32 protein-coding genes are annotated in these 25,677 nt (G+C 65.0%); 12 read left to right on the forward strand and 20 right to left on the reverse strand.

Going from position 1 to position 25,677, the window contains the following annotated elements; genetic code table 11:
* Positions 1-144: 144 nt before the first annotated feature.
* Genes ACIBJI_RS30180 through ACIBJI_RS30195 form a run of 4 tightly spaced genes read right to left on the reverse strand, consistent with a single transcriptional unit; the run spans position 145 to position 4,564 of the window.
* Positions 145-1,179, reverse strand: a complete 1,035-nt coding sequence (locus ACIBJI_RS30180; protein WP_364348607.1) for an aminotransferase class I/II-fold pyridoxal phosphate-dependent enzyme — start codon at positions 1,177-1,179, stop codon at positions 145-147.
* Complete coding sequence (locus ACIBJI_RS30185; protein WP_364348604.1) at positions 1,176-2,219, reverse strand: 3-oxoacyl-[acyl-carrier-protein] synthase III C-terminal domain-containing protein; 1,044 nt, start codon at positions 2,217-2,219, stop codon at positions 1,176-1,178. The genes ACIBJI_RS30180 and ACIBJI_RS30185 overlap by 4 nt, the downstream gene beginning before the upstream one ends.
* A 9-nt stretch (positions 2,220-2,228) precedes the next feature.
* Positions 2,229-2,888: an SRPBCC family protein gene (locus ACIBJI_RS30190; protein WP_364348601.1), complete on the reverse strand. Its 660-nt coding sequence runs from the start codon at positions 2,886-2,888 to the stop codon at positions 2,229-2,231.
* Positions 2,885-4,564, reverse strand: coding sequence for a thiamine pyrophosphate-binding protein (locus ACIBJI_RS30195; RefSeq protein ID WP_364348598.1), 1,680 nt, complete (start codon positions 4,562-4,564; stop codon positions 2,885-2,887). Before ACIBJI_RS30195 ends, ACIBJI_RS30190 begins: the two co-directional genes overlap by 4 nt.
* A gap of 202 nt (positions 4,565-4,766) precedes the next feature.
* On the opposite strand from ACIBJI_RS30195, the gene ACIBJI_RS30200 reads away from it, so the two are divergent.
* From ACIBJI_RS30200 to ACIBJI_RS30210, 3 genes are all read left to right on the forward strand, one after another.
* Positions 4,767-5,282 carry an EXLDI protein gene (locus ACIBJI_RS30200; protein WP_040697293.1) on the forward strand — a complete coding sequence of 172 codons (516 nt, stop codon included), beginning with the start codon at positions 4,767-4,769 and terminating at the stop codon, positions 5,280-5,282.
* Between the two features lie 118 nt (positions 5,283-5,400).
* On the forward strand, positions 5,401-6,378 hold the full coding sequence (locus ACIBJI_RS30205; RefSeq protein ID WP_364348594.1) for an ATP-binding cassette domain-containing protein: 978 nt from the start codon (positions 5,401-5,403) through the stop codon (positions 6,376-6,378).
* On the forward strand, positions 6,375-7,145 hold the full coding sequence (locus tag ACIBJI_RS30210) for an ABC transporter permease (protein ID WP_364348591.1): 771 nt from the start codon (positions 6,375-6,377) through the stop codon (positions 7,143-7,145). Before ACIBJI_RS30205 ends, ACIBJI_RS30210 begins: the two co-directional genes overlap by 4 nt.
* Positions 7,146-7,195: 50 nt before the next feature.
* On the opposite strand, the gene ACIBJI_RS30215 is transcribed toward ACIBJI_RS30210, so the two are convergent.
* The 3 genes from ACIBJI_RS30215 to ACIBJI_RS30225 all read right to left on the reverse strand — a co-directional run bounded on the left by ACIBJI_RS30215 (position 7,196) and on the right by ACIBJI_RS30225 (position 9,211).
* Positions 7,196-7,903, reverse strand: coding sequence for a zf-HC2 domain-containing protein (locus tag ACIBJI_RS30215; protein WP_364348588.1), 708 nt, complete (start codon positions 7,901-7,903; stop codon positions 7,196-7,198).
* Positions 7,900-8,409, reverse strand: coding sequence for a sigma-70 family RNA polymerase sigma factor (locus ACIBJI_RS30220; protein ID WP_364348585.1), 510 nt, complete (start codon positions 8,407-8,409; stop codon positions 7,900-7,902). The genes ACIBJI_RS30215 and ACIBJI_RS30220 overlap by 4 nt, the downstream gene beginning before the upstream one ends.
* 157 nt (positions 8,410-8,566) lie before the next feature.
* Positions 8,567-9,211, reverse strand: coding sequence for a YqgE/AlgH family protein (locus tag ACIBJI_RS30225; protein WP_364348582.1), 645 nt, complete (start codon positions 9,209-9,211; stop codon positions 8,567-8,569).
* 116 nt (positions 9,212-9,327) lie between these two features.
* Between ACIBJI_RS30225 and ACIBJI_RS30230 the strand changes: the two genes are divergently transcribed.
* Positions 9,328-10,089 (forward strand): 1-acyl-sn-glycerol-3-phosphate acyltransferase, encoded by a 762-nt coding sequence (locus tag ACIBJI_RS30230; protein ID WP_364348579.1) that lies wholly within the window; start codon positions 9,328-9,330, stop codon positions 10,087-10,089.
* A gap of 1 nt (position 10,090) precedes the next feature.
* On the opposite strand, the gene ACIBJI_RS30235 is transcribed toward ACIBJI_RS30230, so the two are convergent.
* Positions 10,091-10,402, reverse strand: a complete 312-nt coding sequence (locus tag ACIBJI_RS30235; RefSeq protein ID WP_364348576.1) for a GNAT family N-acetyltransferase — start codon at positions 10,400-10,402, stop codon at positions 10,091-10,093.
* Between the two features lie 140 nt (positions 10,403-10,542).
* Here ACIBJI_RS30235 and ACIBJI_RS30240 point away from each other — a divergent pair, with 140 nt between their 5' ends.
* Positions 10,543-12,141 carry an alpha/beta hydrolase gene (locus ACIBJI_RS30240; protein WP_364348573.1) on the forward strand — a complete coding sequence of 533 codons (1,599 nt, stop codon included), beginning with the start codon at positions 10,543-10,545 and terminating at the stop codon, positions 12,139-12,141.
* Between the two features lie 13 nt (positions 12,142-12,154).
* Here the strand turns inward: ACIBJI_RS30240 and ACIBJI_RS30245 are convergent, their stop codons facing one another.
* From ACIBJI_RS30245 to ACIBJI_RS30255, 3 genes are all read right to left on the reverse strand, one after another.
* Complete coding sequence (locus ACIBJI_RS30245; protein ID WP_397086816.1) at positions 12,155-12,277, reverse strand: hypothetical protein; 123 nt, start codon at positions 12,275-12,277, stop codon at positions 12,155-12,157.
* Between the two features lie 41 nt (positions 12,278-12,318).
* Positions 12,319-12,627 (reverse strand): aldo/keto reductase, encoded by a 309-nt coding sequence (locus tag ACIBJI_RS30250; RefSeq protein WP_397086818.1) that lies wholly within the window; start codon positions 12,625-12,627, stop codon positions 12,319-12,321.
* 102 nt (positions 12,628-12,729) lie between these two features.
* Complete coding sequence (locus ACIBJI_RS30255; RefSeq protein ID WP_364348564.1) at positions 12,730-13,554, reverse strand: metalloregulator ArsR/SmtB family transcription factor; 825 nt, start codon at positions 13,552-13,554, stop codon at positions 12,730-12,732.
* 161 nt (positions 13,555-13,715) lie between these two features.
* Between ACIBJI_RS30255 and ACIBJI_RS30260 the strand changes: the two genes are divergently transcribed.
* Genes ACIBJI_RS30260 through ACIBJI_RS30270 form a run of 3 tightly spaced genes read left to right on the forward strand, consistent with a single transcriptional unit; the run spans position 13,716 to position 15,734 of the window.
* Positions 13,716-14,642 carry an ABC transporter ATP-binding protein gene (locus ACIBJI_RS30260; protein WP_397086821.1) on the forward strand — a complete coding sequence of 309 codons (927 nt, stop codon included), beginning with the start codon at positions 13,716-13,718 and terminating at the stop codon, positions 14,640-14,642.
* The gene (locus tag ACIBJI_RS30265) at positions 14,639-15,490 is read left to right on the forward strand and encodes an ABC transporter permease (RefSeq protein ID WP_396958813.1); all 852 of its coding nucleotides are present in this window, start codon (positions 14,639-14,641) and stop codon (positions 15,488-15,490) included. Before ACIBJI_RS30260 ends, ACIBJI_RS30265 begins: the two co-directional genes overlap by 4 nt.
* Complete coding sequence (locus ACIBJI_RS30270) at positions 15,480-15,734, forward strand: helix-turn-helix transcriptional regulator (protein ID WP_084509363.1); 255 nt, start codon at positions 15,480-15,482, stop codon at positions 15,732-15,734. Before ACIBJI_RS30265 ends, ACIBJI_RS30270 begins: the two co-directional genes overlap by 11 nt.
* A gap of 3 nt (positions 15,735-15,737) precedes the next feature.
* Here ACIBJI_RS30270 and ACIBJI_RS30275 read toward each other — a convergent pair whose 3' ends face one another.
* Positions 15,738-16,616, reverse strand: coding sequence for an NAD(P)-dependent oxidoreductase (locus tag ACIBJI_RS30275; protein WP_397086823.1), 879 nt, complete (start codon positions 16,614-16,616; stop codon positions 15,738-15,740).
* A 180-nt stretch (positions 16,617-16,796) separates the two neighbouring features.
* On the opposite strand from ACIBJI_RS30275, the gene ACIBJI_RS30280 reads away from it, so the two are divergent.
* Positions 16,797-17,147, forward strand: coding sequence for a winged helix-turn-helix transcriptional regulator (locus ACIBJI_RS30280; RefSeq protein ID WP_396958815.1), 351 nt, complete (start codon positions 16,797-16,799; stop codon positions 17,145-17,147).
* A 160-nt stretch (positions 17,148-17,307) separates the two neighbouring features.
* On the opposite strand, the gene ACIBJI_RS30285 is transcribed toward ACIBJI_RS30280, so the two are convergent.
* From ACIBJI_RS30285 to ACIBJI_RS30305, 5 genes are all read right to left on the reverse strand, one after another.
* Positions 17,308-18,423, reverse strand: coding sequence for a glycerate kinase (locus ACIBJI_RS30285; RefSeq protein WP_397086825.1), 1,116 nt, complete (start codon positions 18,421-18,423; stop codon positions 17,308-17,310).
* A gap of 134 nt (positions 18,424-18,557) precedes the next feature.
* A complete protein-coding gene (locus tag ACIBJI_RS30290; RefSeq protein ID WP_396958827.1) occupies positions 18,558-18,971 on the reverse strand; it encodes an arsenate reductase ArsC in 414 nt (137 codons plus the stop codon).
* A 17-nt stretch (positions 18,972-18,988) separates the two neighbouring features.
* Complete coding sequence (locus ACIBJI_RS30295; protein ID WP_396958817.1) at positions 18,989-19,714, reverse strand: aquaporin; 726 nt, start codon at positions 19,712-19,714, stop codon at positions 18,989-18,991.
* Positions 19,711-20,088, reverse strand: coding sequence for a metalloregulator ArsR/SmtB family transcription factor (locus ACIBJI_RS30300; protein WP_364348542.1), 378 nt, complete (start codon positions 20,086-20,088; stop codon positions 19,711-19,713). Before ACIBJI_RS30300 ends, ACIBJI_RS30295 begins: the two co-directional genes overlap by 4 nt.
* 67 nt (positions 20,089-20,155) lie before the next feature.
* Entirely contained in the window at positions 20,156-20,686 is a 531-nt protein-coding gene (locus ACIBJI_RS30305; RefSeq protein WP_364348539.1) for an ArsI/CadI family heavy metal resistance metalloenzyme, read from the reverse strand.
* A gap of 102 nt (positions 20,687-20,788) precedes the next feature.
* Here ACIBJI_RS30305 and ACIBJI_RS30310 point away from each other — a divergent pair, with 102 nt between their 5' ends.
* Together ACIBJI_RS30310 and ACIBJI_RS30315 are read left to right on the forward strand one after the other, a co-directional pair.
* Positions 20,789-21,148, forward strand: coding sequence for an Rv2640c family ArsR-like transcriptional regulator (locus ACIBJI_RS30310; protein WP_397086828.1), 360 nt, complete (start codon positions 20,789-20,791; stop codon positions 21,146-21,148).
* Between the two features lie 148 nt (positions 21,149-21,296).
* Positions 21,297-21,743, forward strand: a complete 447-nt coding sequence (locus ACIBJI_RS30315; protein ID WP_364348533.1) for a nitroreductase/quinone reductase family protein — start codon at positions 21,297-21,299, stop codon at positions 21,741-21,743.
* A gap of 53 nt (positions 21,744-21,796) precedes the next feature.
* Here ACIBJI_RS30315 and aroQ read toward each other — a convergent pair whose 3' ends face one another.
* Positions 21,797-22,234, reverse strand: coding sequence for a type II 3-dehydroquinate dehydratase (gene aroQ, locus ACIBJI_RS30320; protein WP_364348530.1), 438 nt, complete (start codon positions 22,232-22,234; stop codon positions 21,797-21,799).
* 24 nt (positions 22,235-22,258) lie between these two features.
* Positions 22,259-22,840: a hypothetical protein gene (locus ACIBJI_RS30325; protein ID WP_364348527.1), complete on the reverse strand. Its 582-nt coding sequence runs from the start codon at positions 22,838-22,840 to the stop codon at positions 22,259-22,261.
* Between the two features lie 514 nt (positions 22,841-23,354).
* Here ACIBJI_RS30325 and ACIBJI_RS30330 point away from each other — a divergent pair.
* Complete coding sequence (locus ACIBJI_RS30330; protein ID WP_397086830.1) at positions 23,355-24,935, forward strand: NTF2-like N-terminal transpeptidase domain-containing protein; 1,581 nt, start codon at positions 23,355-23,357, stop codon at positions 24,933-24,935.
* Here the strand turns inward: ACIBJI_RS30330 and ACIBJI_RS30335 are convergent, their stop codons facing one another.
* Entirely contained in the window at positions 24,936-25,307 is a 372-nt protein-coding gene (locus ACIBJI_RS30335; RefSeq protein ID WP_364348521.1) for a DUF3054 domain-containing protein, read from the reverse strand.
* Positions 25,308-25,677: the final 370 nt, after the last annotated feature.

Below are 25,677 nucleotides of genomic sequence, written 5' to 3' on the forward strand. Positions count from 1 at the left end.
GAGAAGTTCGTGGACCGGCACGTATCGGATCACTCGAGCCGCAAGGTCCTCGCCCCTAACCTGCATGATGCCTGTCGAGCATCTCGGGTTGGGGCGGCGGCGCAACGGAAACAGGTTCCGTGAGCGCCGCCGCTCCAACACCACCTAGCGCAGTGACTCCAGCGCCTGCAGCACCGCGCTGTCCGCCTCGGGGTCTCCGACGGCGATGCGCGCGCTGCCGTCGGGGTATGCCTTGGCCGCGATGCCGGCTCGGCGCAGCGCCGTTGCTACGCCGGGGCCCGGCAGGTACAGGAAGTTGGCGTAGCTGCGCGGCACGGCGATGTGTCGACGCAGCAACGCACTGCGCAGGGTCTCGCGTGCGGTGGTGATGCGCAGGATGCGCGCGGCCAATTCGGGTTCGGCGGCGTAGGACGCGGCGACCGCGGCCACCGCCGCTGAACCCACCCCGAACGGCAGCTGCAGCCTGCGGACGCGGCTGATCAACTCGCTGCGCCCGAAGGTGTAGCCGATGCGCAGCCCGGCCAGTCCGTATGCCTTCGAAAAGGTGCGCAGGACCAGCAGATTCGGATGTCTATTCAGCAGCGCCAGTGTGTCGACCTGATCGGCGGGGCCGAGGAATTCGGCATAGGCCTCGTCCAGGATGACCGGTACCCGCCGCGGTACCGAGCACAGGAAGGACTCCAGCGCACTGGCCGGGATCGCGGTGCCGGTCGGATTGTGCGGACGGCAGACCACCACCAAACCGGTCCGCCTGTCGATGGCCTTCGTCATCGCCCAGAGATCCTGATTGCCCGCGGCATCCAGGGGCACCGGAACAACCTCGAGATCGGCCATCTCGGCCATGATCGGATAGCCGTCGAAAGTCGGTGCCCCGTAGACGATTCCGTCACCGGGTTTGGTCAATGCCTGGATGATCTGCATGACCACCCCGGTCGCGCCGGAACCGACGACCACCTGATCCGAATGCACCCCGACGTGTCCCGCGATCAACCTCGGCAGCCGACGCGGCAGGAATTCCGGATAGCGATTGGCCTGCGCCAGTACGCTGTTCACGGCGACGAGTACCGAAGGCAATGGCGGAAACGGATTTTCGCTCAGGCTGAGATCGAACCGCGCCTGCGTCCGCTGACTTCGATGCTGTTGCGAGGGCCGAGATTCGTCGGCCACCCGCACTCTCATCTCGCCGCACCCCAGCGCACGGCCGCGGCCCCGGCGAAATCACCGGCGTGCGCGAATGCCGATAGCAGCACCACCGAGCCGTTGCGCAGCCGACCCGCCCGATTCTCGGTATCGAGCGTGACCGGGATACCCGCGGCGAACAGATTTCCGCACTGATCGAAGGTGTCCGGGTGCCGCTCCGGCGGCAGTTCCAGCGCATCGTGCCAGTTGCGCAGGAACAGCCGGTTCGGCTGATTGGTGACGAAGGTGTCGATATCGCGGCCCTTCACCCCGATCCGATCGCACACCGTCAATGCCACCTCCGGCACCAGCCGATTGCCGCGTGCGAACACCTTGGTGATCTTCGATTCGGTGAAGCTGACGCAGCCCTCGCCCTCGCCCGGCTCCCAATACTTGCGCTCGCCATTGGTCGAGAACTCCATATCCCCGGCGAATTCGGGATAGGTGCGGCATTCGATGTCCAGGATCGGCGCGGAATCATCCTTGACGAGCAGTCCGACACCGCAGGCGTCACCGGGCACCGGGGCCTGGGCGAGCTTGCGGATTTCGGTCTGGGTGAACACCGGGCCCGCGCAGTTCTGGGTGGCCGCGATGAGCGCGGTGCGGGCGTCGGTGGTCTGCAGGATCATCCTGGCCATGGCCATCATGTGCACGAAGGCCGCACAGCCGCCATTGTGCACGTCGTAGACGAAACCGGGTTTCATCCCGAGGCGACGGGCCACCTCGGGTCCGCAACCCATCACCGGATTGTCCGGCAGCTGGGTGTGTGTGATCAGTACATCGATATCCGTAATCGCCTGTGCGCCATGGCGTTCGATCAGCGGCGCGACGGCGCGCTCGACCATATCCACAGCGGTCTCGTCCCTGGCCACATGGTGGCGCGCCTTGGGCGAGCGGAACATGACGTTCTTGGCCATCCGATCGGATCGGCTGTACTGGGTGAAGTATTCGGTGCCGACCGGCTCACCCGGCAGATAGCTCGCCACATCGACGAGGCTGACCGTCGGCAGTCCAGCGGTGTTCGGATTGGAGAAGTTCATGGTGCGGCCTCACTTCATCCAGTCGGGCTTGATCGGAAGACCGTTTGCCGCACGGTATTCGCAGATCGCCTTGAGGTTGTCCATTTCGAGCTGGTGCCCGGCGGAGAACATCTCCCAGAAGTCGCCCACCCACACCGGGCGCTTATCGGGAGCCGTTTCCGGATAGGGATTTTCGTCGTAGAACGGGTGATGGCAGTTGACCCACAGCACCACCGAACCCGGCTTGTTGAACACCAACTGGGCATCGATCACCCGCAGCAGGTAGATCATCCACAGGTGCTGTCCCTGATCCCAGGCACAGTGGTAATCGACGGTCATGCCCTCGCGGTGCGCGACGGTGCGGGTGAAGATCTTGGTCCCCGGGCCGAGCCGGTCCCAGGCCAGCCACAGACCCGGCTCCTCGGTCTCGACGAAGCCGCGCAGACTATAAGTCCACTCCTCCAGGCTGCGGGTATCGGCCAAGTATTCCCACACCTCATCCGGCGGCGCGGCGATATACGCCTGTACCGGACAGTACTCGCCGAAGATTTGGTCGTGCGGATACACCGATCGCAGCATGTCCATGATGATCGGCGTGGTTGCGTCCTTATCGGAGTTCTCGATCCGCAGCACACCGGGGACTACGTCTTCCGGAATATCGCTGAGGGCGGGGAGGGCGCTTGTTGTCACGGCTTCTTCTCCAATGTCGCGAGAAACGGGATGAAGGGTGGGACTTCGTCGGGGTCGACGTCGACCGAGATGAACGCCGGCCCTTCGGATTCGACGCATCGCCCCAGTGCGATGGCCAGCTCTGCGGTAGTACGGACGGAGTACGCGGACAGTTCAGGGAACATGGCATCGATGCCCGCGCCCAGGTTGGTGGGCCGAAATCGGTTGAAGCTGTAGCGATCTTGGTAATAGAGCTGTTCGCGAGTGACGCACATGGCGTGTGCGTTGTTGTTGAGCACGATGAAGATGACCGGCAGCTGATGTTCGATCGCGGTGTGCAATTCCATGCCGTGCATGTAAAATGCGCCGTCACCTGCGACGACAATGGTGCGTCTGATTCCGGACGGTCCGCGACGCCGTGCGAATGCCGAACCTATTGCGGCGCCGAACGCATAGCCCATCCCGCCCATGCCGAGCGCGACCACGAATCGGCCGCCGCGCGGCACTCTCAAATGGTGCACCACCGCGGCCCCGGTATTGCCCGCATCGGCGAAAACATCCGTGCCCTCGGGCAATAACGCCTCGATCGTCGCAACCAGTTCGCGATAGCGCAGACCGGGACCGGTGGACTCGGGTACCCGCAAAGGAGTCAGTTCGTGCGGAGGATACGGATGACTCGAGTCTTCGACACCGTTGGTGAGTTCATTCGCGAGTTCGGCCAGATCCCGCGCTAGATCCGTACTCGTGGCGTGCATCGCGGACAGGTACGGCGCGGCGACACCGATATGCGCGACGGTGCGGTCGGCCAACAGCTCGTCCAACCCGGTGCGCGCGGTGATCGGCATCGGTGTGCCGACGATCAGGCACAGGGTCGCCGAGCGCAGTGCCGCCGACAGCTCCGGATGCCCCATACTCCCGGCGACACCGCGGAACGCCGGGTCGGCATTGTCGTAGGTGTCCTTCGCATCCGGGGCGACACCCACCGACGCATCCAATGTGCGTGCCAGCCGAGCGAGTTCGGCACGGGCATCGTCACGCGCGACCTGGTCGCCCGCGATGATCACGATCTTGCCGACCGTGCGCGCCGCGGTCAGCGCCGCGCGTAGCCGGGCCAGGCCGCTTTCATCGCGTCGATGCGTCTGTGGTGCCGATCGGAATGGTGGGACATCACCGATATCGCTCTGCTGCACGTCCTTTGGCAGCAGCAGGACTGCGGGTCCGCCGCGCCGGGCGGCCTCGACCGCCCTGGACAACTTGTCGGGTAGATCGGCGGCGCTGTCCACTCGTGCGCAGTACTGGGTGATCGCGCCGAACATCCGTGCCGCATCGATGGTGCCCGCGAGTCCACTGGAGTCCTGGAATGCGCCGTTGCCCTCCAGTGCGGTCGGCGGCTGCCCGACCAGCGCCAACACCGGCACCCGGGAGGCGAACGATTCGGCAAGTCCGGCAACGAGATTCATCGCGCCACCGCCGGAGGTGGCGGCGACGACGCCGAGTCCGCCGGTCGAGCGGGCATAGCCGTCGGCCATGGTGGCGGCCGAAAACTCGTGCTTGGCAACGATTCCCGCGACGTCGTATGGCGCATCGAAGAGCGCGTCGTATAGATCCTCGATATTCGCGCCGTCGACACCGAAGATGTGCCGCACCCCAAGGGTGGAAACCGCTCGAACCAGATAATCTACGACCCTGCTCGGCATCGGTTCTCCTCTCGCAGTGACCGGCTGTGTGCCTGAGGCCGAGCACGGGCTCGGTCACACATCGCGTACACGTGAACTACGAGTTGGACTGCTCAGCGGTTCAATACCTCGCGCACGATGTACTCCCCGCACAACGCGCTCGGCAGATTCTTGTGAGCCGCCACGGCTTGTGTGTACGTATACATCTACGTATAGTGAGTTCATGCCCAACAAGACGATCTACGTTGCCGATGACGATCTGCCCCTGTTCCAGCGTGCGCAGGAGTTGGTCGGCGGCAACCTCTCGGGGGCGGTGACCACCGCACTGCGGCGGTTCATCGAGCTGGAAGAGGGCAGGCTGGAGGGCTACGACGAGGTTGTGCTGCGGGTCGGTCACAACGGCGTGCGCCAAGTTCGCTTCTCCGGCGCCCTGCTCGGCGAGCACCGCGACGTGAATGAAGAGCGCATGGAGCACGTACGGGTGTATCGCAGTCGGAAGGGCAAGTTCGTCATGCACGCCCAGTATTCGAACTGGGACGAATACCCGCAGAGCACCAATTGGGTCAAGGATCTGACGAACTGGCGGCGCATGCTCGGCGTCGGTGACCAGGACTGGGGCGACTTCATTTTCGAGATCGTCGATTCGCTCGGCGAATTGAAGGGAAAGATTCCGGACAAGCTCTACGAGCGGGTGGCTCAGATCGCCGACCGTCCGCCCGTCGAGGAACTCGACATCTAGTCGAACTCGATACCAACCGAACACCACCTCGGACAACGCCGCACCGGACTTCGGGCGCGGTGCGGGCAACCCATGCTGTCATTCGCATTCTTTTATCAAAATTCTCGAAAGGAAGACCATGACCAACGGTCATCGCGCCCCCGCCATTTCGGCGCAGGGCCTGCGTAAATCGTTCGGTGAGCACGTGGTGCTCGACGGCATCGACATCACGGTCCAGGAGGGCACGATCTACTCCCTGCTCGGCCCGAACGGTGCTGGCAAGACCACCACCGTGCAGATCCTCACCACGCTGCTGCGTCCCGATGCGGGTGAGGTGCGTGTCGACGGCCATGATCTGATCACCGAACCCGATGCCGTGCGAACCGCGATCGGTGTCACCGGCCAGTTCTCCGCGGTCGACGAATTGCTGACCGGCCGCGAAAACCTGGCCCTGATGGGCGATCTGCATCATCTGCCACGTCGCGAGAGCAAGCGCCTGGCCGCGGAACTACTGGAGCGCTTCGACCTCGTCGAGGCCGGTGACAAGACCGCGGCCACCTACTCCGGCGGCATGGTGCGGCGGCTGGATCTGGCCATGACGCTGGTCGGCGATCCGCGCATTATCTTCCTGGACGAGCCGACCACCGGCCTGGATCCGCGCAGTAGGCGGGTAATCTGGGAAATGATCCGCACGCTGGTCGACGACTACAGCGTGACCGTCTTCCTCACCACCCAGTACCTCGAGGAGGCCGATCAACTGGCCGACCGGATCGCGGTACTCGATCACGGCCGGATCGTCGCCGAGGGCACGGCCGCCGAATTGAAGCGGCGGGTACCCGGCGGACATATCCGACTGGAATTCGCCGATCAGCTCGGACTGGCCGCCGCGGCAACGGCATTGGGGCCGGACGCGCGCGTCGTCGATGACACGGCCGAGGAGGAATTCACCCTCGCGGTCCCCAGCGACGGCGGCGTCAAATCGCTGCGCGCGGTGCTCGACCGGCTCGACTACGAGCAGATCGAGGTCGCCGGACTTTCGGTGCACACGCCCACTCTCGACGACGTATTCCTCACCCTCACCGGACATCCCACCGCCGAAAAGGAGACCGTGCGATGAGCATGACCTACGCGCTCGCCGACTCGAAAACGATGTTGCGGCGCAGCCTGCTTCATGCGAAGCGGTACCCCAGCATGACCTTCAGCATCATCCTGATGCCGATCATCCTGCTGCTCACCTTCGACTTCGTTTTCGGTGGCGCACTGGAGAAGTCGTCCGGCGGCAACTATATCGACTACCTGACCCCGGGCATGCTGTTGATGATCCCGGCCTATATGACCGCGGGGGTGGCGGTCTCGGTCTGCACCGACACCACCAAGGGCATTGTGAATCGCTTCCGCACCATGGCGATTTCGCAGTCCTCGATACTCGCCGGACATGTGGTCGGCGCATTGATCCAGGCCCTGCTCGGCATCGCCGCCATGGTCGGTGTCGCGGTGCTCGTCGGTTTCCGGCCGTCGGCGAATGTCGTCGAGTGGATCGCCGCATTCGGACTGCTCGCCATGCTCGTCTTCGCACTCACCTGGCTCGCGGTCGGTATGGGGCTGGTCGCGTCGAGTCCGGAGAGCGCGAGCAATATGCCCTTCCCGCTGATCATGCTGCCGTTCCTCGGTAGCGGCCTGGTCGGCACCGACACCATGCCGGTCGGCATGCGTCAGTTCGCCGAGTACCAGCCGTTCACCCCGCTCACCGAAACCATCCGCGGACTGCTCATGGGCACCGAGATCGGCAATAACGGCATCATCTCCGTCGCCTGGTGCGTCGGTCTCGGTCTGGTCGGATACTTCTGGTCGACCTCGGTCTTCCGCAAGCAGGGCCAGCGCTGAACTACCGAAAGCGATCCCCCCGCCGAATTCGGCGGGGGGATCGAAGCGTGTCAGACCGTGCCGGACAGCAGCGTCTCACCCGTCGACGCCTTGCGGATCTGCACCGCCTGGATCTGATCCGGCGTTTTGGCGATGGTCCGGTCGATCGTCAGCTCGGTGCCGGGGCCGGCGGGCCACCGGTCGAGTTTGGCCTGGCTGCCGTCGGTGCCGATGACGTACAGGTCCAGATCCCAGTCGTACCTCTGGTCGCTCGGTCCATAGCTGCAGGTCATCACTATCCGGGTCTTGCCATCGGCCTGTAGGACCTTGAAGCTGGCCGTCACCGGATTCGGTGTGATCGGTTCCATACTGCGTTCGGCCACAACCTGTTCGGGGCTCGGCCTATCCACCGCGGTGACCGCGGTGACCACCGGAACCGCGATGGCCACCGCCGCGGCAGCCGCCGCAATCGCGGCACCTACGGCCGCCCATCGGCTGCGGCGCCTGCGCTTCTCGGCGGCATCGGCGAGCCGGGGCAGCAGCTGAGCGGGGGGATTCGCCTCGCCCGCAGTCTTTTCCGGCGGCTCGATCATGGCGAACGCGGTGTCGGGATCGACCATGGAGAGCAGACCCGGGAGTCCGGCGAGATCGGCTACCGCCGCTTGGCAAACCGGGCAGCCAGCCAGATGCTCTTCATACTCCCGTCGTTCGGTGCGGGACAGGGAGCCGAGAATGTACGGTGCGTCCCACGTCGAATAGTCGTCGGCGATGTCCGTCATTGATTCGTCACCCCCATCTCCTGTAATGCCAGCCGTAGCGCCCGCATGCCGTAGTGCATGCGAGATTTCACCGTGCCCGCCGGGATACCGAGTTCCTCGGCGATCTGGTGGGTAGAAAGGCCTCGATAGTAGGCCCGCACGATCACCTCGCGATGATCGCCGCTGAGTCTGCTCAATGCGTCCGCGACCAGCCAGCCGTCCAGGGCCCGATCGGCCTGATCCGGTGTGGCCTGTTCCGGCGGATTATCGGTGCGGAATTCGCGCCGATTGCGGGCACTGCGGTGCTCATCCACGGCGAGATTGCGCGCGACCGTGAACAGCCACGCCCGTGCCGATGTCGTCGATTGATCGAGCACGTGCGGGCGCTGCCACGCCCGCAACAACGTCTCTTGCACGATGTCCTCGGCCCGACCTGGATCGCGGACCAAACCGAGCGTGTACCGCCACAGCACCGAAGCATGTTCCTGATACAGAACCCGCATGAGCTCGTCTTGTTCGTCGGGCATTAGTCACCTGCTTCCCCGCCTTTCCCTCGGATTCCTCGCGGGCCGGCGGTGATTGGGGTGATCAGCTTCTTTGCGCACCCGCTGAGTTACCCATGTTCTCGCCAGATCAGTTGTCTCGTTGCATGTCGTTATTTCCTCCTTCATGCAAACCACGTCCCTAGTTGCGTTCTAGTTCAATCGGATGCGTGGCGAGCAAGGATAGGGGCAGTGGCTGGCGGCGTAGCACGTGGGCCCACAGGTCGGGGCGGCCGGTGCTGATCGGATCCGAGGGCAACGCGGATAGGACGATCCAGTCGTTGTTCTGCAGTTCGCCCTCGAGTTGGCCGAAGGTCCAGCCCGCATAGCCCGCGAAGATCCGCAGGCCCTCGATCAGCGGGGCGATCTGATCCGGGTCCGCGTCGAGATCGACGAGCACCACGCGGCCATCGATGCGACGCAGTCCACGCACGCCCGTGATCGACGCGCCGACCCGGATGGTGCCCAGACACAGCGCCGCGTCCCGCTTGACCGGTCCGCCGATGAAGAGCGTGCGCGGCGCGGCGGCCGCCTCGGACCAGTGCGGAAGCACGTCGTGCACCGCGGTATCGCTCGGACGGTTGAGCACGACACCGAGGCTGCCCGCCTCGTTGTGTTCGATGATGTACACGACGGTGCGCCGGAAGGTCGGCTCGACCAGTTCGGTCGCCGACACCAACAGGGTGCCTGCGCGAACCACCTGCTCGCCCTGCCGGAACTCGCGTCGCCTGCGGTCACCGCGTCCGCCGCGAGTTTTCCGATCGTCCGGGTCATCTGCGCGTGCCACACCGACATCATCGCACTGGCGCGGGCGGTTCGTCGGTCAAGCGGCGTGGCGGTTTCCCGGGTCGAGGGCGGCCGGGATCTCGATCACCCCGAAAACAGACCGGTTAGGGTGTGGCCATGGAACGGCCCGAGGTCCTCCTCGACAACGCTGACACTGTGTACGACTTCTATCGCAGCCACCGGCAGAACCGCCTCAAGGCTTGGGGCGCCTACGCCATTCTCGGGCGTCGATACCATCCGCGCGTCACCTATGCCGAGGGTGCGCAAAAGGTGCTGCACCAGGTGATACGCCAGGGCAGCCCATTGCTCGTCGCGCTCAACCACCTCTCCGAATCCGACCCGTACACCGTCGCCGCCGCGGCCTGGCGCAGCGAATTGCGTTCGGTGATCGGGCGAGTTCGGGTGCTGGCCAAGGACGAACTGTTCCTCGATCCCGACCAGCGCCGCAAGATCGACATGATGGGCGGCATCCCGGTATTCCGCGGTAAAGACCACGGCCTGCGGGCGGTGAATGCGGCCGGGCAGCGGATGATGGACATCTGCGCGCAGCGGCTGGCCGACGGTGACGGCATCGCGGTCTTCCCGGAGGGCACCTGCAACGATGTCGACCACACCGAGGTGCAGCCGGTGGGGAGCGGGATCGGACATATCGCATTCCGTGCGATGAAGCTGGGTGCGAAGCCGGTGCTGGTCAGCCTGGGTTTGAGCTACGGGCCGCGAGCCGATCCGAGCGAGCCGGTCACCAAGGAGGAGGCCAAGTCGGCCAGCTTCTATTTCGGGGTGCCGATCACCGAGCTGCCGACCAAACCCTCGGAGATCGCCCGACTGGTGCGCACCGACCTACAGCAGGCGCTCGACGGAGCCGTCGCCGCGTACTGACCTACAGCGGCAGGCCGAGTTTCTGGCGCGCCCACTGCGGAACCATCGCTATGTACTCCGGTCGCGACTCGACGACATGACGCACCATCGGGCACATCGGCAGAATGCCGAAACCCTCCTGACGCGAGTCGTTCAATGCCGCCTGCACGAGAACCCGGCCGCATCCCCGGCCTTCGTGCTTCGGGTCGATCTCGGCATGGATGAAGGCGCGTTCGGCGCCCGTGTCCTGATATTCGGCGTAGCCAGCGATGGCACCGTCGACGTAGATCTCGAAACGTTCCAGCGCGAAGTTGTTGCGGACCTCAGTCGACATGGCTCGACGTTACTCCGGTGGGCGCGGATGGTTGTGCACCGCAATGCCAATCGCGGCTCGACTTGTCTGCGCGTCCCAGGCTGACCAGAATGCACATGGTCGCGTCGAATACCGCGATGGGCCCGGCGGAGGTACGAAACATGATGAGGACGCCAGGTTTTCCGCGAGCGCTGGTCACTGTCGCGGCCGCGAGCCTGATCAGCGGATCGATCGTGACGGGTTGGGCCGAGGCCGCACCCGCGGCATCCTTCGGCGCCTGCCCGGATTCGTCGGTGACCGAGGGACGCGATGTGCAGTGCGCGGTGATATCCGTCCCGATGAATTACGCCGAGCCCAAAGGTGCGCGCATCGAACTCACCGTCAGCCGGATTGCCGCGACCGGGGATCGTCGCGGCGTCATCGTCGCGAATCCGGGCGGACCCGGCGCGGATGCCCTCGACTACTGGGCCCGTCGGATCGAATCGATGCCCGCCGAACTCAACGAGCACTACGACCGGGTCGCGGTGCAGCCGCGCGGACTGCGCTGGGCCACGCCGCTGCGTTGCGATTCCCAAACGACGAGCTCGGCGTCGAAATCGGCTGAGGGCGACCAAGTTTCGCTGGGCGGCGGTAATCGCGACGATATCAAGAAAGCATGCGACGCGGCGCTGCCCGGTTACCTCGACACCATCACCACCGAGAGCACCGCGCGCGATCTGGACGAGGTGCGCGCCGCACTCGGTGTGGATCGGATCAGTTACCTCGGGACCTCCTACGGCACCTACCTCGGCGCGGTGTACGCGTCGTTGTTCCCGAGCCGGGTAGATCGAATGGTGTTGGACTCCAATGTCAATCCCGATTGGGTGTGGACCGAGGAATTCGCGCAACAGCAGGTCGCGGGCAAACAGCGGCTCGACGATCTGTTCGCCTGGATCGCCGAACACAGTGGCGACTACGGGCTCGGTGAAACCGCGCTGCAGGTCTACCAGAACTGGGTGCGGCTGGTCGCCGACCAGGGCGGCGGCTGGTACGCCAACCTGACCCCACCACCCGCGAGCGTCACCGATCTGCCCGGCGCGCTGCCCGAACCGCTCGCCGAAATCGCCCGCGACGGTTTCAACGACAGTGTGGAACAGGCGGGCAAGGTGCAGAATCTGGTGCGCCTGCTGGTCACCGGCGGCGGGTCCGCACAGGTGCCGCTGGTCGGTGCGACCGCGGTCGCCACTTACACCCGCACCTTCTGGCCGACCTTCGCCAGGGCGATGGCCGAGGCCAATATCGATCCGAAGAATGTCCGCCAGCTGCTTGCCATCGAGGGCGCGACCAGCACCGATCCCACCGGCCGCTTCGTCTTCTCGGCTATCACCTGCAACGAGAACAATGTGCCCGGCCGCTACGAGCTGATCGGCTCGGCCATCGCCACCATCGCGACCGGCGGCAATGCCATGGACGCCCGCGCCGATCTGGTCCGCTCCGGAACCGCCTGCGGCAGTTGGAAACCGGTGACCAAGCCGGTCCCGATCACCGGAAAGGATCTGCACACCCGCCCGCTACTGCTGCAGAGCCGCTGGGATGCGCTGACCGCCTACGCGGGCGGACCGGCCATGGCGTCGGCGCTCGGCGGATCACTGATCACGGTCGAGGGCGGCGACCACGGCGCATTCGGTCGCGGCAACACTGTCGTCGACGATGCTGTGATGACGTATCTGCGCACCGGTCTGGTCACCATCGACCACGCCGACCAGGCGCCGTTGCAGTAGGCGGTATCGGCGCTCAGGCCAATCCGTACCCGGCCGCTGGGTCATCGGCGACCACCGCGCTCCGGCGACCATCCAGCGGTGGTGCGATATCCGCCGCGTATATGGCGCGGGACAGTCCGTGGTAGTCGACCTGCATCGGTCGGTCATGATTCCTGGGCCAGGATGGGTGGGGCGTGATTACCGGCTTACCGGCGATGGACGACGTCGTAGTACCGCGTGGACCAGGGCGGGTGGCGTGTCGTGCTTCTCGTCCGGGGCGAGGTCGACGCCGGGCGCCACGATCGCATCGATCGCATCGAGCACGTCGGCGGAGAGCACGGTGTCCGCGGCGGCGAGTTGCGAATGCAAGTGATCCGTCGTACGGGGCCCGATGATGGCGCTGGTGACACCGCGGTGTGCGGTCACGAAACCGAGGGCGAGCTGGATCATCGTCAATCCGGCCTGGTCGGCGATCTTGGCCAGCTGCTGACTGGGTTTCTGATCCACGCTGATCGCCTTGCTGTGAGCAGCAGTTACCGGCCAGGGGGGCAACCATCCCGGCGCCGCCGTGCTGGCGGAGGAGCAGCACGGTCAGCGATCCGGCTGCAACTACGCCACCGGTTCCGGCAGGGACTCGCCCGTCTCCAGCAAGCTCTTGAGGCTCGACAAGATGCTCGGCCAACCGCCGCTGATTCCGGCCAGGACGGCGCTGCCGGGTTCGAAACCGTCATGGATGACAGTCAGTTTCACGGTTTCGCCGTGGGGCTCGAGTTCGAAGGTCACCTTCGAGCGGGGCTCGCGGGCCCAGACTGCCACGTCTTCGGGGTCCATATCGAAGGTGGTGGCGAAGGTGGGGTCGAAGGTGTGCCACGTGTAGGAGAGCTTGGTGTACGGATCTGACTCCAGGACAATCTGTTCCGGATCCTTGCTGGTCCAATCGCGTTGGTGCCACACCATTTCCGAGCCGGGCTGCCAATCGGTATCGAAGCTGGCACCCCAGTAGCGGTTGGTGAAAGCGGGGTCGGTCAGGGCCTGCCAGAGCCGCTGCGGCGTCGTCTTGATGTAGGTGGTGTAGACGAATGCGTTGCCGGCGGTGTCGATTTTTTGTTCGCTTCGCTCACTCATGGGGTTTGCCTCCAATGCTTGTTTGAGGTCGGCCAGCGCGTGGACGCGGGCGCGGTGGTAGCGGGTGATCCAGCGGTCGGCGATGGCGTTGATGGGTTCGGCATTGAGGTAGTGCAGTTTTTCGCGACCGCTGCGGCGAGTGGTGATCAAATTGGCGGACTCCAGGACCGCGAGATGTTTGCTCACCGATTGGCGGGCCATATCCAGTTCGGCGCACAGTTCGCGCAGAGTCTGGCCGTTGCGCGCGTTGAGGCTGTCGAGCAGCCTTCTGCGGCTCGGATCGGCCAGCGCTCGGAATACCTCGTCCATGCCACCTTCTTCGAGATGCGCAGCCGTTTGGCTGCACATTCTCACGATAGGCAGCCATTTAGCTGCCTGTCAATCGAAATGTAGGCAAGAGGCAGCATTGTCGCCGCGCAATGTAGTAGGTATGCTACGAAACATCCCGATCTCACAATGGGGAGGATGAGATGATCCTGGGTGACGGCGTCGCGCTCGACGTCGAGAAATTGCGGATGCGGTACGGCACGACCGACGTCCTGCATGACGTGACTTTCCAAGCCCGGCCGGGCGAGGTGCTGGTGCTTCTCGGCCCGAACGGCGCGGGCAAAACCACAACCATCGAAATTCTGGAGGGCTTCCGCATGCGCTCCGCGGGCCGCGTCGAGGTACTCGGCATGGATCCGGCGCGCGGCAACGAAGCCTGGCGGGCGCGACTGGGCGTCGTCCTGCAATCGTGGCGCGACCACGCCAAATGGCGTGTACGCGAACTACTTTCCCACCTTGGCTCCTATTACGCGCCGTACCGCACGGATCGGATCCACAGGCCTTGGGACACAGACGAACTCATTGCCGCCGTCGGCCTTACCGAGCAGGCCAACAGTAAGATCGGAGCGCTGTCCGGCGGGCAGCGCCGTCGCATGGACGTCGCGATCGGCATCGTCGGCCGCCCCGAACTGCTGTTCCTGGACGAACCGACCGCGGGCTTCGATCCACAGGCCCGTCGCGAATTCCATGATCTGGTCCATCATCTCGCCGACGACCGGACCACCATCTTGCTCACCACCCATGATCTCGACGAGGCCGAGAAGCTCGCCGACCGCATCATGATCCTGGCCGGTGGCCGGATCATCGCCGACGGCTCGGCCGACGAACTGTCGCGCCGCATCGCGGGTGAGGCCGAAATCCGTTGGACCCACGATGGACAACGGTTCGTGCACACCACCGCCGAGTCGACCAAGTTCGTCTACGAGCTGTTCAAGCAGCACGGCGACGAGATCGGCGAGCTCGAGGTGCGCCGTGCCTCGCTGGAGGAAACATATATGGCACTGGTGCGGCAATACGAGTCCGGTCGGCTCGAAACCGAAGTCCATTCGCTGCAGGAGGTTGCGCGATGAATCCGATCGATGCCGCCGTGCGGGCGGGAACTCGGCGCGGACTGATCGAAATACGGCAATCGCTCACCAATGTGCAGGATCTCTGGGGGATGCTCTTCTGGCCGGTCGTCATGGTCGTCGTGCTGTTCTTCATGCGCGACGCGACCTTCGAGGCGAGCGGCTTCGCACTCGGTTCGCTGGCCCTGCCGAGCATCCTCGGCTTGCTCGTCGCCTTCAACGGCATGTTCGGCATCGCCCAGATGCTGACCTTGGAACGCGAAGACGGAACCCTGTTGCGCGCCAAGGCGACTCCGAACGGCATGGTCGGCTATCTGATCGGCAAAATCGTCACGACCGCGGGCTGGGTGGTCATCCCCTTCGTTATCGTGCTGATTCCGGGGCTGTTCCTGGTCGACGGCACGGCGATGGGCAGCGTCGGTTCCTGGCTGGGCCTGATCGGCGTCGTCGCGCTCGGCATGCTCGCGACCATGCCGGCCGGTGCGGTGCTCGGATCGCTGTTCAGCAACCCGCGCAATATCGGCTTCGTCTCGCTGCCGATCATGGGCATCGTCGCGATCTCGGGCGTCTTCTACCCGATCACCTCGATGCCGGGCTGGCTGCAGGGCGTCGCGCAGGTATTTCCGGTCTATTGGCTCGGGCTCGGCATGCGTTCGGCGATGCTGCCCGGCGATGCGGTCGCCATCGAACTAGGACATTCCTGGCGGCATCTGGAAACCATTGCCGTGCTGGGTGTCTGGGCGGTGGTCGGGCTACTGCTCGCGCCGATCGTGCTGCGTAGGATGGCACGTCGCGAGTCCGGGTCGAACGTGGCGGCGCGGCGCGAGAAGGCGATTCAGCGTGCCTACTGAGGTCATCTACAACCGCATCGCCATGTTGCGGGCCGAGCGCGGCATCTCCCGGCGGGAGCTTGCCGAAGCGCTCGGTGTGCACTATCAGACGATCGGTTACCTCGAACGCGGCGAATACAGCCCGAGCCTGCATCTGGCGTTGCGGATCGCGGCGTATTTCGAGGTCGCGGTGGAGGTGATCTTCTCGACCACCCCATTCCCGCGCCTCGGCTCCGTCGATTCGGCGCGTGCCGCGGGGGACTGAGATTTACCGCGGCCCAGTGAACAACTGGTACACCGGAACCGGCTGCCCCGCCTCCTCGCTTGCCGCGATCGCACGCCGCCAAAGGCCCTGCACCGCGTGCGACAGGGACGCATCGACGCCGACCTCCTCGCTGGCATCGATGATGTGCTGTGCCCCGGCATCCATCATCTTCATACTCGCCAGTGTCCCCCAGCCGCCCACCTTCGCCGCGGCCGCGAAATCCTCGATGAAATACGGGTACGCGCCGGTCGCGCGCAGTGCGAAGGGCAGGAACTGGTCGATGCTGTGACCGGACTTCTCGATCACCGCGAGCGCCTGATCGAAGGCGAGCATCCAGGGATGGAAAATGATCAAACCGGCCTGGTAGAAGACCTGCGCGAGACCGTCATCCGCACCGAGGTATTCCTGCGGGCTCAGCGGACGCAGCAATTCGGCGTGCGCGTCGAAAACCTCTTTCGGACCGCTGTAGAAGATGAACGACGCAGGATGGGAGATATTGTCGCCCGCCGACATGACGCCGCCGGAAAAGAATTCCGCGCCGTGCGAGCGCACCCACTCGGCACCCTTGCGCGCTTTTTCCGGTGAATCCGAGGACAGGTTGGCGATCACCTTGCCCGGCAAATGGTCGGTGGCCTGTCCCAATACTTCGTACATGGCGGCGTAGTGGGTAAGGCTCAGCACGGTCACCGCATTGGCCTCCAGCGCCTCGGCGACCGTGGCGGCCCGCTTCGCGCCGAGTTCGACCATCGCGTCGACCTTTTCGGTGCTGCGATTCCAGACCGTCACCTCGATACCGGCATCCAGGAAGGCCCGGACCATGGCCTGGCCCATCGGACCCAGGCCGACGACGGAAACGGAGCCAGCGGTGGTCTGCTCGGACATGTTGTGTCCCTTCGGTTCTCATTGCGATTGGTGGTCGACTGACCCTTTCGAGCGACCTGCAAGCAGTCGCTACGGCCGAGATCCATGGTCGTTGTCGCAGGTAGCGTCGGGAAGACCGCACGTTCAGGTGTGGTTGCTTACCTCGAGGTTCGAATTCAGGTCAGAAGGAGTGCGGTGGGCATGAGCAGTGATGGAGATCACGATGTGTGCGGCATGTCGGTGGCGATCGACGTCGTCGGCGGCAAATGGAAGCTGCACCTGATGTGGGTGCTCGCCGCGGGCCCGCAGCGGTTCGGCCGGATACGCAAGCTGCTCACCGGGGTCAGCGAAAAGGTGCTCGCGGAGAATCTGCGTCATCTGGAGGCCAGCGGTGTGGTGCACCGTGAGGTCTTCCCCGAAGTCCCGCCGCGCGTCGAATACTCGCTCACTCCGCTCGGCGAAGAGCTCGAAATTGCGCTGCGCCCGCTCGAAGCCTGGGGCGACAAGCACCGCGACGAACTCCTCGGCAATCTGCTCGCCGCGGCGGGCTAGTGCTCCAGCCGGCCCCGGTGGTTCGCCGCACCGGACGGGTCATCCCAGTCCCGGGGTAGTGGACTCGTGGCCGGACTGCACGCCGATGTCATCGTCGGCGGGCTCGGTTTCCTGGTGGCCGCCGCGCTCACCGTGATCACGGTTCGACCCTGATCCATTTTCATGGGTTGTCGACACCTATTTGTTCGCCGACGCGAGTGAGTAGCTGTGCCGCATCGGCGATGGAGCGGGCAGGGTCCGGTTCCAGATCGGCAAGGGCGTAGCAGGCAGAGAAGCCTGCCGCTCGGATCTCGTTGGGCGTCAATTGCGTTCGGCCGACGGCGGCCACCACCGGGACGCCCGCCTTGCGCGCGACCTCGCACACACCGATCGGGGCCTTGCCGTGCAGGCTCTGGGTATCGAGGGCACCCTCACCGGTGACGACCAGGGTGGCTCGGTCGAGAAGTGTTGGGAAATCGAGGAGTTCGAGTACGACCTCGATGCCGCTGCGGACCTGCGCGCCGAGCACCGCGAGTGCGCCGAATCCGGTGCCGCCTGCCGCACCCGCGCCGGGGACATCCGCGAATTCCGGTGCGACAATGGCCGCCCAATTCGTCAGTGCCGCTTCGAGAATGGACAGATCCGGCGGTGTCGCACCCTTCTGTGGCGCATATACCGCGACTGCCCCGGTTGGGCCGAGTAGCGGGTTGTCGACATCGCAGGCCAGGGTGAAGGTCGTCGCCGCGATCCGCGGATGCAATCCGGTGCGATCCAATCGCGCGGCACGCGCCAAAGTCGCTCCGCCTGTGGATAATTCAGCGCCACCGGCATCGAGGATTCGCGCACCGAGGGCCTGCAGCATGCCTGCCCCACCGTCGGTCGAGGCGCTGCCGCCCAAGCCGAGGACGATATCGGTTACCCCTCGATCCAGGGCGTGTGCGATGACGACACCCAGCCCATAGGTGTGCGCTCCGAGCGGATCGGGTTGTCTCCCTGGCAGTTTGGTCAGCCCGACTGCCGCTGCCAATTCGATCACAGCCGTGGTTTCGTGCACCGCATAGGCGGCGGTGTCGGGTGCGCCGGTTGGTCCGGGCGCATCGACCTCGATCCGCTCCCAGCCCGCGGCCACGAATGCGTCGACGGTTCCGTCACCGCCATCCGCGACCGGCACCTGCCGGATCTCGGCATCCGGACGGGCGCGCCTGATGCCCGTGGCCAAGGCGGCCGCCACCTCGGCAGCGGTCAGCGAGCCCTTGAATTTGTCCGGGGCGAGCACCACCCGGGGCGCAGATGTCATCTCCACATTCTCGGTGGTGGTTCCGAACGGCGCACGCCGGGAGTGCGCGTGATTTCCTCGTAGATCAGGTCCGGCGGCGCTTTGGGAGGCCCCATTCACGCGCCCTCGGGCAGCATTGAACTCATGCTCGGTGTTTATGACCGTGCCGGGATGCCTAGTTCGTCGAGCAGGCCGCGGACGCGTTTTTCGATGTCGTCGCGGATGGGGCGGACAGCGTCGATGCCTCGGCCAGCGGGGTCGTCGAGTTTCCAGTCCAGGTACTGCTTGCCGGGGAAGTAGGGGCAGGCGTCGCCGCAGCCCATGGTTATGACGACGTCGGATCCTTGCACGGCGTCGACGGTGAGGATCCTGGGGATCTCGGCGCAGATATCGATCCCGATCTCGCGCATGGCGGCGACGGCGGCAGGGTTGACCTGGTCGGCGGGCGCGGATCCGGCGGAGCGGACTTCGACCGAGTCGCCGGCGAGGTGGGTGAGGAATGCCGCGGCCATCTGCGAGCGTCCGGCGTTGTGCACGCAGACGAACAGCACGCTGGGTTTGGAGGTCATTGCCGGAGTGCGTTCTTTCATGCGGGATCCGTGACGGAGTGCGAGGCGACGATGTTTTCGGCCGGTGCCGGATCGGGATAGAGCAGTCCGATCAGGGCGAATCCGATACCGGCGCCGAGGATTTGGGCAGCTATGAACGCGGGCACCGAGGCGGGGGCGATACCGGCGAAGGTGTCGGAGAAGATCCGGCCGATCGTGACGGCGGGGTTGGCGAAGGATGTGGAGCTGGTGAACCAGTAGGCCGCACCGATGTAGGCGGCCACCGCCGCAGCCGACATCGCGGCGCGGCCGGTGCGGGCGAGGGCGAAGATGACCGCGATCAGCCCGGCCGTGGCCACCACCTCCCCGACCAGGTGCCCGGTGGTGACGCGGTGGTGGGTGGAGATCTGGACGGCACGCTGGTCGAACATGATGTTGGCCAGTACTGCCCCGACCGCCGCGCCGAGGACCTGCGCGCCGATGTAGGCGGCGAGGTCGGTAGCGGGGAGTCCGGTACCACGGCGGCGTCCGGCCCACCAATCCGCGACCGAGACAACGGGATTGAAGTGCGCGCCGGAGACAGGGCCGAGCATCAGGATCAAAACACCGAGCCCGAAAACGGTTGCGGTCGAGTTCTCCAGCAACTGCACGCCGTGATCGTGCGGCGAGAGCTGTTGGGCGGCGATACCTGAGCCGACGACCGCGCACACCAGCAGCGCGGTCCCCATGAGCTCGGCCAGCAGCCGCCGCGATAGCGCACTCATCGAGCGAGCGCCTCGGGCAGCGTGATGTCCAGAAACTGTGAAAGTTGGTGCAGGGCGGCGGGTTCGACGCGGTAGTACACCCACGACCCGCGCCGTTCGCTCGACAGCAGCCCCGCTTCCCGCAGCACCTTGAGGTGGTGGGAGATGGTGGGCTGGGAGACGTCGAATCCCGCGGAGACATCGCATACGCAGGCTTCCTGGCCGGTGTGGCTGGCCACCACCGACAGCAGGCGCAGCCGGACCGGGTCCGACAATGCCTTGAACACCGCCGCCAGATCGCCGGCGGCCTGCGTGGTCAAGGGTTGCCGAGCCAGGGGCGTGACCTCACACGCGGGTGAGGTCACGTCGGTCAGCGGGAGCGCTCGATTCGACACGCATCGATATTGATGGTTATCGAATCCGAGGGCAAATGAACAACGGATGAACGAACCCATGAAACGGTTAGTTGCAGCAGGACGCGCCGGAGGTGACGGCGTCCTTCTTGGCGTCGCTTGCGCAGCACGCTCCCTCAGCGGCAGCATCCTCGGCAGTGCCGCAGCATACTGACACCGCCTGCGCGTCATCGACCGTCTCATCGGTGGCGAGATGCGGTGTGGTGCCGAAGGTTTCGCTGTCGGCGAGCACGGTGTAGACCTCCCAGCGTTCGGCATCCGGGGCGGTGACCCACACCTTGTCCTGGGTGGCGAAGCAACACGTGGTCGCGATCTGCTCCTCGGTGAACAGCCCCGCGGTCGACAGGCGCGCTATCTCGGCATGCACCTCATCGCTGGATTGCACCTCGACACCGAGATGATTGAGACTGCCGCCCTGGCCGGGATTCTCGATCAATACGAGCTTGATCGGTGGCTCGGCGATGGCGAAGTTGGCGTAACCCGGCTTGCGCTTGGCGGGTTCGGCATTGAACAGGGTCGAGTAAAACCGCACCGCCTGATCGAGGTCGTCGACATTGAGGGCGAGCTGGATGCGGGACATGAGAATCTACCTCCACTTGTGAGACATATGTCGAAAAGCTGACACGGTCGAGTCTGCACCACCTCTTCGACATATGTCAACAAGGTGGCTAGAGTTGATTACATGCCCAAGGCGCTACCCGTGATCGACATGTCCGCCCCTGTCTGCTGCGCCCCTGTCGCGGCCGCACCGATCGATGACGCCGCCGCGCTGGAAATCGCATTGCGGCTCAAGGCCATCGCCGAACCTGTCCGCGTCAAACTGCTGTCCCTGCTGCTCACCAGCCCGGCCGGTGCGGAGAACACCGGCGATCTCGCCCGGGCGATCGGACTGGCCGAATCCACCACCAGCCACCACCTCGGCCAGCTGAGAAAAGCGGGTCTGGTCGAGACCGAACGCCGCGGCATGAACACCTACCACCGCGCCCTACGCGACGCCCTCGCAGCGCTATGCCTGGTCCTGGACCCCAACTGCTGCCGTTGACCTTCCTGGCAGACCATCGCGAAAGCTGCCGTCAGGGCATCGACAATTTCGTCGAGACAACAGAAATGAGAGCAGTGCTCTTGACTTGGCGGGAAGCGGTGTGGAACACTGATCTCAACAGAGAGCAGTGCTCACAAAGGAGTAGGAAATGAACGCCAGCACCCGCTACCTCGGCCCGACCGGCATGGACCCGATCGTGAACAAGATTGCCAACTGGCTGCCTCGCCTCGGCATCAGCGTTATGGGGTCGCGGCTGTTGGCGGTGCGCGGTCGTAAGAGTGGCGAATGGCGCACCACCATGGTCAATTTGATGACCGATTCCGATGGCACGCGCTACCTGGTTGCGCCGCGCGGCCACACACAGTGGGTGCGGAACCTGCGCGTCGCGGGCAATGGTGAACTGCGGCTGGGGCGTAAGGTCGAGGCGTTCACGGCGATCGAAGTAGCCGATGCGGACAAGGTGCCGCTGCTGCGCCTCTACCTGCAGAAGTGGGGCTGGGAGGTCGGCAAATTCTTCGAGGGTGTCACCAAGAATTCCACGGATGCGGAGCTGGCCCAGATTGCCCCGGGTTTCCCGGTCTTCCGACTCGCCTAGTGTGACAAGCCGATCCGGTCAGCCGACCCTTTCGAGCGACCTGCAAGCAGTCGCTAGCGATGGATCAGGAATTCGATGGCTGCGGCATAACCCTGAATCCCCATCCCGGCCACTACCGCGGTGGCGATGGGGGAGATATAGGAGTGATGCCGGAACTCCTCGCGCGCATGCACATTGCTGATGTGCACCTCGACGATCGGGAGTTCCGGAATAACCAGCGCATCACGCAGCGCGACCGAAGTGTGCGTGAGCCCGCCGGGATTGATGACTATGCCTGATTCGACGCCGCGCGCCCGGTGGATCCGATCGATCAGCGCTCCTTCGGAATTCGATTGGAACGCATCGATCTCGCGGCCGTACCGGGCGGCGGTCTGTCGGCACAATGCGACGACATCGTCGAGTGTGGCCGACCCGTAGATCTCCGGCTGGCGGGTGCCGAGCATATTGAGGTTCGGGCCATTGAGAACCAGAATCGGGCCAGGTGTCGACATGGCTAAGACCCTAGCCCGCCGTGTTCACAGACCCTGCGGACCTTCCGAACGCAGGTCGTCCACCTTCCGCATGGCAGTGCGCAACTCCTCGAGCCAGGCCTCCGCATGCTTGCCCGCCAACTTGACCGTCCACGCCAGCGCATCCGCGCGTGAGCGCGCCACCCCGGAATCGACGAGCGTATCGAGCACCTTGCGCTCCGGCTGCCGCAGCCGCGTCATCACCGGGACCGCCAAGTGCGTGAACATGATTCGTTCGCCGTCTACCGAAACACCCCAGGCGACGCTGCGTCCGTAGCGGCGCTGGGCCTCGTTCGCGATCTGCATGCGGGCCGGTCGGGTGGTCTCGCGGAAGCGGGCGACGGCGCCCTCCTTCGTCGCGGCGGGGACCTCCTCGGCGGGAGCGTCTTCCTTTTCCGATACCGGTGCCGGGAGCTCACCGATAACCACGATCTCGTCCCGGTCGATTTCGATGACGGGCGGCCCGGCGAACCAGTCGCTCGGCAACCGTCCAGCGAACCAGTCCGGGGCGTCCGCGGGATCCGGGAGATCGGCCTGCTGCCAGCCGCCCGGTCGTCCGAAGCCCCGTCCCCGATGCTCATGCCTCATTGGGATTCACCTACTTACTGTGGTGCCTATATTTCATTGATTACAAGATTACGTCGCAAAGCGCCCGCGTGGTTCCGCTCTGTGCGAACGGTTTCGGTCACGCGCCGTGCGGGTACGCCAGATAAAGGTGTGTGCTGGTCAACGAGGCCCTGCGCGATCCAAACGCGGACGCGGGCCGCCGAAACGCCGACGTGGGCCGTTTTCTGACAAGTTCGTGTTCCGGCCGGTACGGTTGCGGCGCCGGGTGTCGCGACGGGACCGGAGAACGTCCATGATCGACCAACCGAAGCACGGGCTTCGGGCACAATTGGAGATGCTGAGCATGGGTAACGTCCGGCTGGCGTGGCACGGCGGGCAGCTAATTTCAGGTACGGTGGTCTTGTTACTGGAGTGACAAGAGTAAAGAGTGGGCGACATGGATGTGTGGGGATCCCGCCGCTATCGCGTCCGGGGCGCAATCGCACTCTCGGGGGTGGTGGCGCTGGCTATCGCAATTGGGGCGTGTGGTTCGGATGTGAAGCGCAGTGAAGCCGAGTACGTCGTCGATCGCTTCACCCAACTGCTCGACGAGCAGAACTTCGCCAAGGCCGCGGAGCTCACCTCTTATCCCACGGCCGCATCCGCAACGCTGAAACAAATGTTCGCCGGATTGCAGCCGGGCAAGGTCGACTACCAAAAAACCCAGTTCATCGACCTGGACCGCGAGGCGGGCCTGTTCAGCATGGATGTCGCCTGGAACTTCGGCGAGAACAAGACCTGGAAATACAGCCTGCAGGGCAATGTGCGGAAGTTGGCGATCGGCTGGCGCATCTCCTGGGATCCCGCCGTCGTCATGCCGCAACTGGACCACAACCGCACGGTCCGGCTCGTGCGCACCACGCCGACCCCACCGCCGCGGGTCAAGGACATCGTCGGCGACGCGTTGATGACCGAGCAGATCATCAACGTGGTCAAACTCGATCCCGCCAAGACGACCGACCCGGTGGCCTCGACCGACGCGCTGGCCAAGGCCATCGCACCGGTCGCGCCGCTGATCACCGGACCGTCGCTCATGCAGCAGTTGTCGACCTCGCAGGGCAAGCCGATCATCGCGGTGAATCTGCGCGAACCCGATTTCGCGATCCTGGAATCCGCGTTGGCTCGTGTGCCCGGCGTGGTCATGGAGAAACAGCCGCGGCTGATCTCCGCCGACCGCCGGACCTGGTCGCCGATGCTGGACGCGTTGCGCAAAGTGTGGCAGGACAGCCAGGATCAGCACTCCGGTTGGGGTGTGCAGATTTTCGAACAGGACGGACGTTTCGTCGGCCAGATCGCCGGTTACCAGGGCCCGCCCGGCCCGGATATCGCGGCCACCATGGATCAGCGCCTGCAGCGCGCCGCCGAGGATGCGGTGGTCAGCGTCGGGACGCCCGCCTCGATCGTGGCGATCCAGCCGTCCAGCGGTTCGGTCGTGGCGGTCGCACAGAATACGCAGGCCAGTGAGCACGGTTCGGTCGCGTTCACCGGGCTCTATCCGGTCGGCACCAATATCGATCTGTTCCGCAATGTCGCCGCGGTATTGAAGAACAAGGCACCGCAGGACGTATCGGTGCAGGATGCGGCCGAATCCGCGCCCAATCTCGGAGTCGGCATCGATTACAAGGTGCCGGGATTGGACGAAGTGACCGGCCGGGTCGCGGTGGCGGGGCGCAGTGCCGAGCAGGTGCGCCAGGGCGGTGGCACGGACGCGGTGCTGGCCAGCCCATTCGGCATGGCGATCGCAGCGGCCGCCATCGCGCGCGGGCAGGTACCGCCGCCGATGATCGAGGCCGGACACCCCAGCGCCACGGACGCGCAGGTCCCGGAGATGTCACCGGAACTCACCGAGCGGTTGCGCGCGATGTTGCGCGACGGCGCGGGACGACCGGAATTCGCGCCGCTGCGGCCCTACCGCGATGTCATCGGATTCATGGCCAGCACGGGCCATGACGCATGGCTCATCGCGAATGCGGGGGATCTGGCGCTGGCGATCCACATCAACGACGCCGACAGCGGGGATGCGACCGCGCGGATGGCGGCCCGGTTGTTCCAATCGCTGGCCACCCCAGAACCCTGATCAGTCGATGGCTCGGAAGGCCGCGCGCCAGCCGAGCAGGAACAGTGCGAGCACACACGCCGCGACGATGATGAAACTGAATGCCGTGCCCTGACCGCTGATCACGCGCAGCAGCATGCCGCCGCAGAGTGTGCCGAGCCAGACCAGAACTCCGGTGGGCCACGGGGTGGTTCCGTCGAAGCGCTCCTTTTCACCGAGCACCCGGCCGGCCACGGCGACCGCAGCAACCCACCCGATCGCGAGCCCGATAGCGAACGGCCACACCGTCTTCAGCAGTCCGGCGAGTACCGCCTCCTCATGGCTGCGCCGCCCGATCGCGCAAAACAAGATCACCAGCAGCGCGTCCACCACCAACGGCACCAATTTTCTCACGCGGGCCAGCGTAGTAGTGCGCTTGTCAGACGCTGCGACGCGACACCTGCTGGTCACGTCCGGGCCCCGCAGCCCACCAGTCTCGTCGGAGCTGAACCGTCTGTACATCTGTGACCACCACCGAGCGAGTCTTACGAGCGATGTTCGCGGCCCGTCTTGCGTCCGAGTCGCAGGTGCGGCCATTGAACACAGCCGGGTCGTCGAAGTGCCCATGCCGTAGTGGTGGGGTTTCCGTGGCTGACGTGACCACGACGGAGCGAGTCTTACGAGCGACCGTTCGCGGCCCGTCTTGCGTCCGAGTCGCAGGTGCGGCCATTGAACACAGCCGGGTCGTCGAAGTGCCCATGCCGTAGTGGTGGGGTTTCCGTGG

The sequence above is a fragment of the Nocardia sp. NPDC050408 genome, from assembly GCF_044458905.1.
Classification (GTDB): Bacteria; Actinomycetota; Actinomycetes; order Mycobacteriales; family Mycobacteriaceae; genus Nocardia.

Bases quoted from the DNA above. Each gene is read 5' to 3' on its own strand.
- ACIBJI_RS30265 (WP_396958813.1), top strand. From the start codon at position 14,639: ATGAATCCGATCGATGCCGCCGTGCGGGCGGGAACTCGGCGCGGACTG.
- ACIBJI_RS30255 (WP_364348564.1), bottom strand. From the start codon at position 13,554: ATGGACGAGGTATTCCGAGCGCTGGCCGATCCGAGCCGCAGAAGGCTG.
- ACIBJI_RS30260 (WP_397086821.1), top strand. From the start codon at position 13,716: ATGATCCTGGGTGACGGCGTCGCGCTCGACGTCGAGAAATTGCGGATG.
- ACIBJI_RS30230 (WP_364348579.1), top strand. From the start codon at position 9,328: ATGGAACGGCCCGAGGTCCTCCTCGACAACGCTGACACTGTGTACGAC.
- ACIBJI_RS30185 (WP_364348604.1), bottom strand. From the start codon at position 2,219: ATGAACTTCTCCAATCCGAACACCGCTGGACTGCCGACGGTCAGCCTC.
- ACIBJI_RS30210 (WP_364348591.1), top strand. From the start codon at position 6,375: ATGAGCATGACCTACGCGCTCGCCGACTCGAAAACGATGTTGCGGCGC.
- ACIBJI_RS30240 (WP_364348573.1), top strand. From the start codon at position 10,543: ATGATGAGGACGCCAGGTTTTCCGCGAGCGCTGGTCACTGTCGCGGCC.
- ACIBJI_RS30200 (WP_040697293.1), top strand. From the start codon at position 4,767: ATGCCCAACAAGACGATCTACGTTGCCGATGACGATCTGCCCCTGTTC.
- ACIBJI_RS30205 (WP_364348594.1), top strand. From the start codon at position 5,401: ATGACCAACGGTCATCGCGCCCCCGCCATTTCGGCGCAGGGCCTGCGT.
- ACIBJI_RS30325 (WP_364348527.1), bottom strand. From the start codon at position 22,840: ATGAGGCATGAGCATCGGGGACGGGGCTTCGGACGACCGGGCGGCTGG.
- ACIBJI_RS30215 (WP_364348588.1), bottom strand. From the start codon at position 7,903: ATGACGGACATCGCCGACGACTATTCGACGTGGGACGCACCGTACATT.
- ACIBJI_RS30295 (WP_396958817.1), bottom strand. From the start codon at position 19,714: ATGAGTGCGCTATCGCGGCGGCTGCTGGCCGAGCTCATGGGGACCGCG.
- ACIBJI_RS30220 (WP_364348585.1), bottom strand. From the start codon at position 8,409: ATGCCCGACGAACAAGACGAGCTCATGCGGGTTCTGTATCAGGAACAT.
- ACIBJI_RS30275 (WP_397086823.1), bottom strand. From the start codon at position 16,616: ATGTCCGAGCAGACCACCGCTGGCTCCGTTTCCGTCGTCGGCCTGGGT.
- ACIBJI_RS30280 (WP_396958815.1), top strand. From the start codon at position 16,797: ATGAGCAGTGATGGAGATCACGATGTGTGCGGCATGTCGGTGGCGATC.
- aroQ (WP_364348530.1), bottom strand. From the start codon at position 22,234: ATGTCGACACCTGGCCCGATTCTGGTTCTCAATGGCCCGAACCTCAAT.
- ACIBJI_RS30290 (WP_396958827.1), bottom strand. From the start codon at position 18,971: ATGACCTCCAAACCCAGCGTGCTGTTCGTCTGCGTGCACAACGCCGGA.
- ACIBJI_RS30180 (WP_364348607.1), bottom strand. From the start codon at position 1,179: ATGAGAGTGCGGGTGGCCGACGAATCTCGGCCCTCGCAACAGCATCGA.
- ACIBJI_RS30305 (WP_364348539.1), bottom strand. From the start codon at position 20,686: ATGTCCCGCATCCAGCTCGCCCTCAATGTCGACGACCTCGATCAGGCG.
- ACIBJI_RS30315 (WP_364348533.1), top strand. From the start codon at position 21,297: ATGAACGCCAGCACCCGCTACCTCGGCCCGACCGGCATGGACCCGATC.
- ACIBJI_RS30245 (WP_397086816.1), bottom strand. From the start codon at position 12,277: ATGCAGGTCGACTACCACGGACTGTCCCGCGCCATATACGCGGCGGAT.
- ACIBJI_RS30285 (WP_397086825.1), bottom strand. From the start codon at position 18,423: ATGACATCTGCGCCCCGGGTGGTGCTCGCCCCGGACAAATTCAAGGGC.
- ACIBJI_RS30235 (WP_364348576.1), bottom strand. From the start codon at position 10,402: ATGTCGACTGAGGTCCGCAACAACTTCGCGCTGGAACGTTTCGAGATC.
- ACIBJI_RS30195 (WP_364348598.1), bottom strand. From the start codon at position 4,564: ATGCCGAGCAGGGTCGTAGATTATCTGGTTCGAGCGGTTTCCACCCTT.
- ACIBJI_RS30310 (WP_397086828.1), top strand. From the start codon at position 20,789: ATGCCCAAGGCGCTACCCGTGATCGACATGTCCGCCCCTGTCTGCTGC.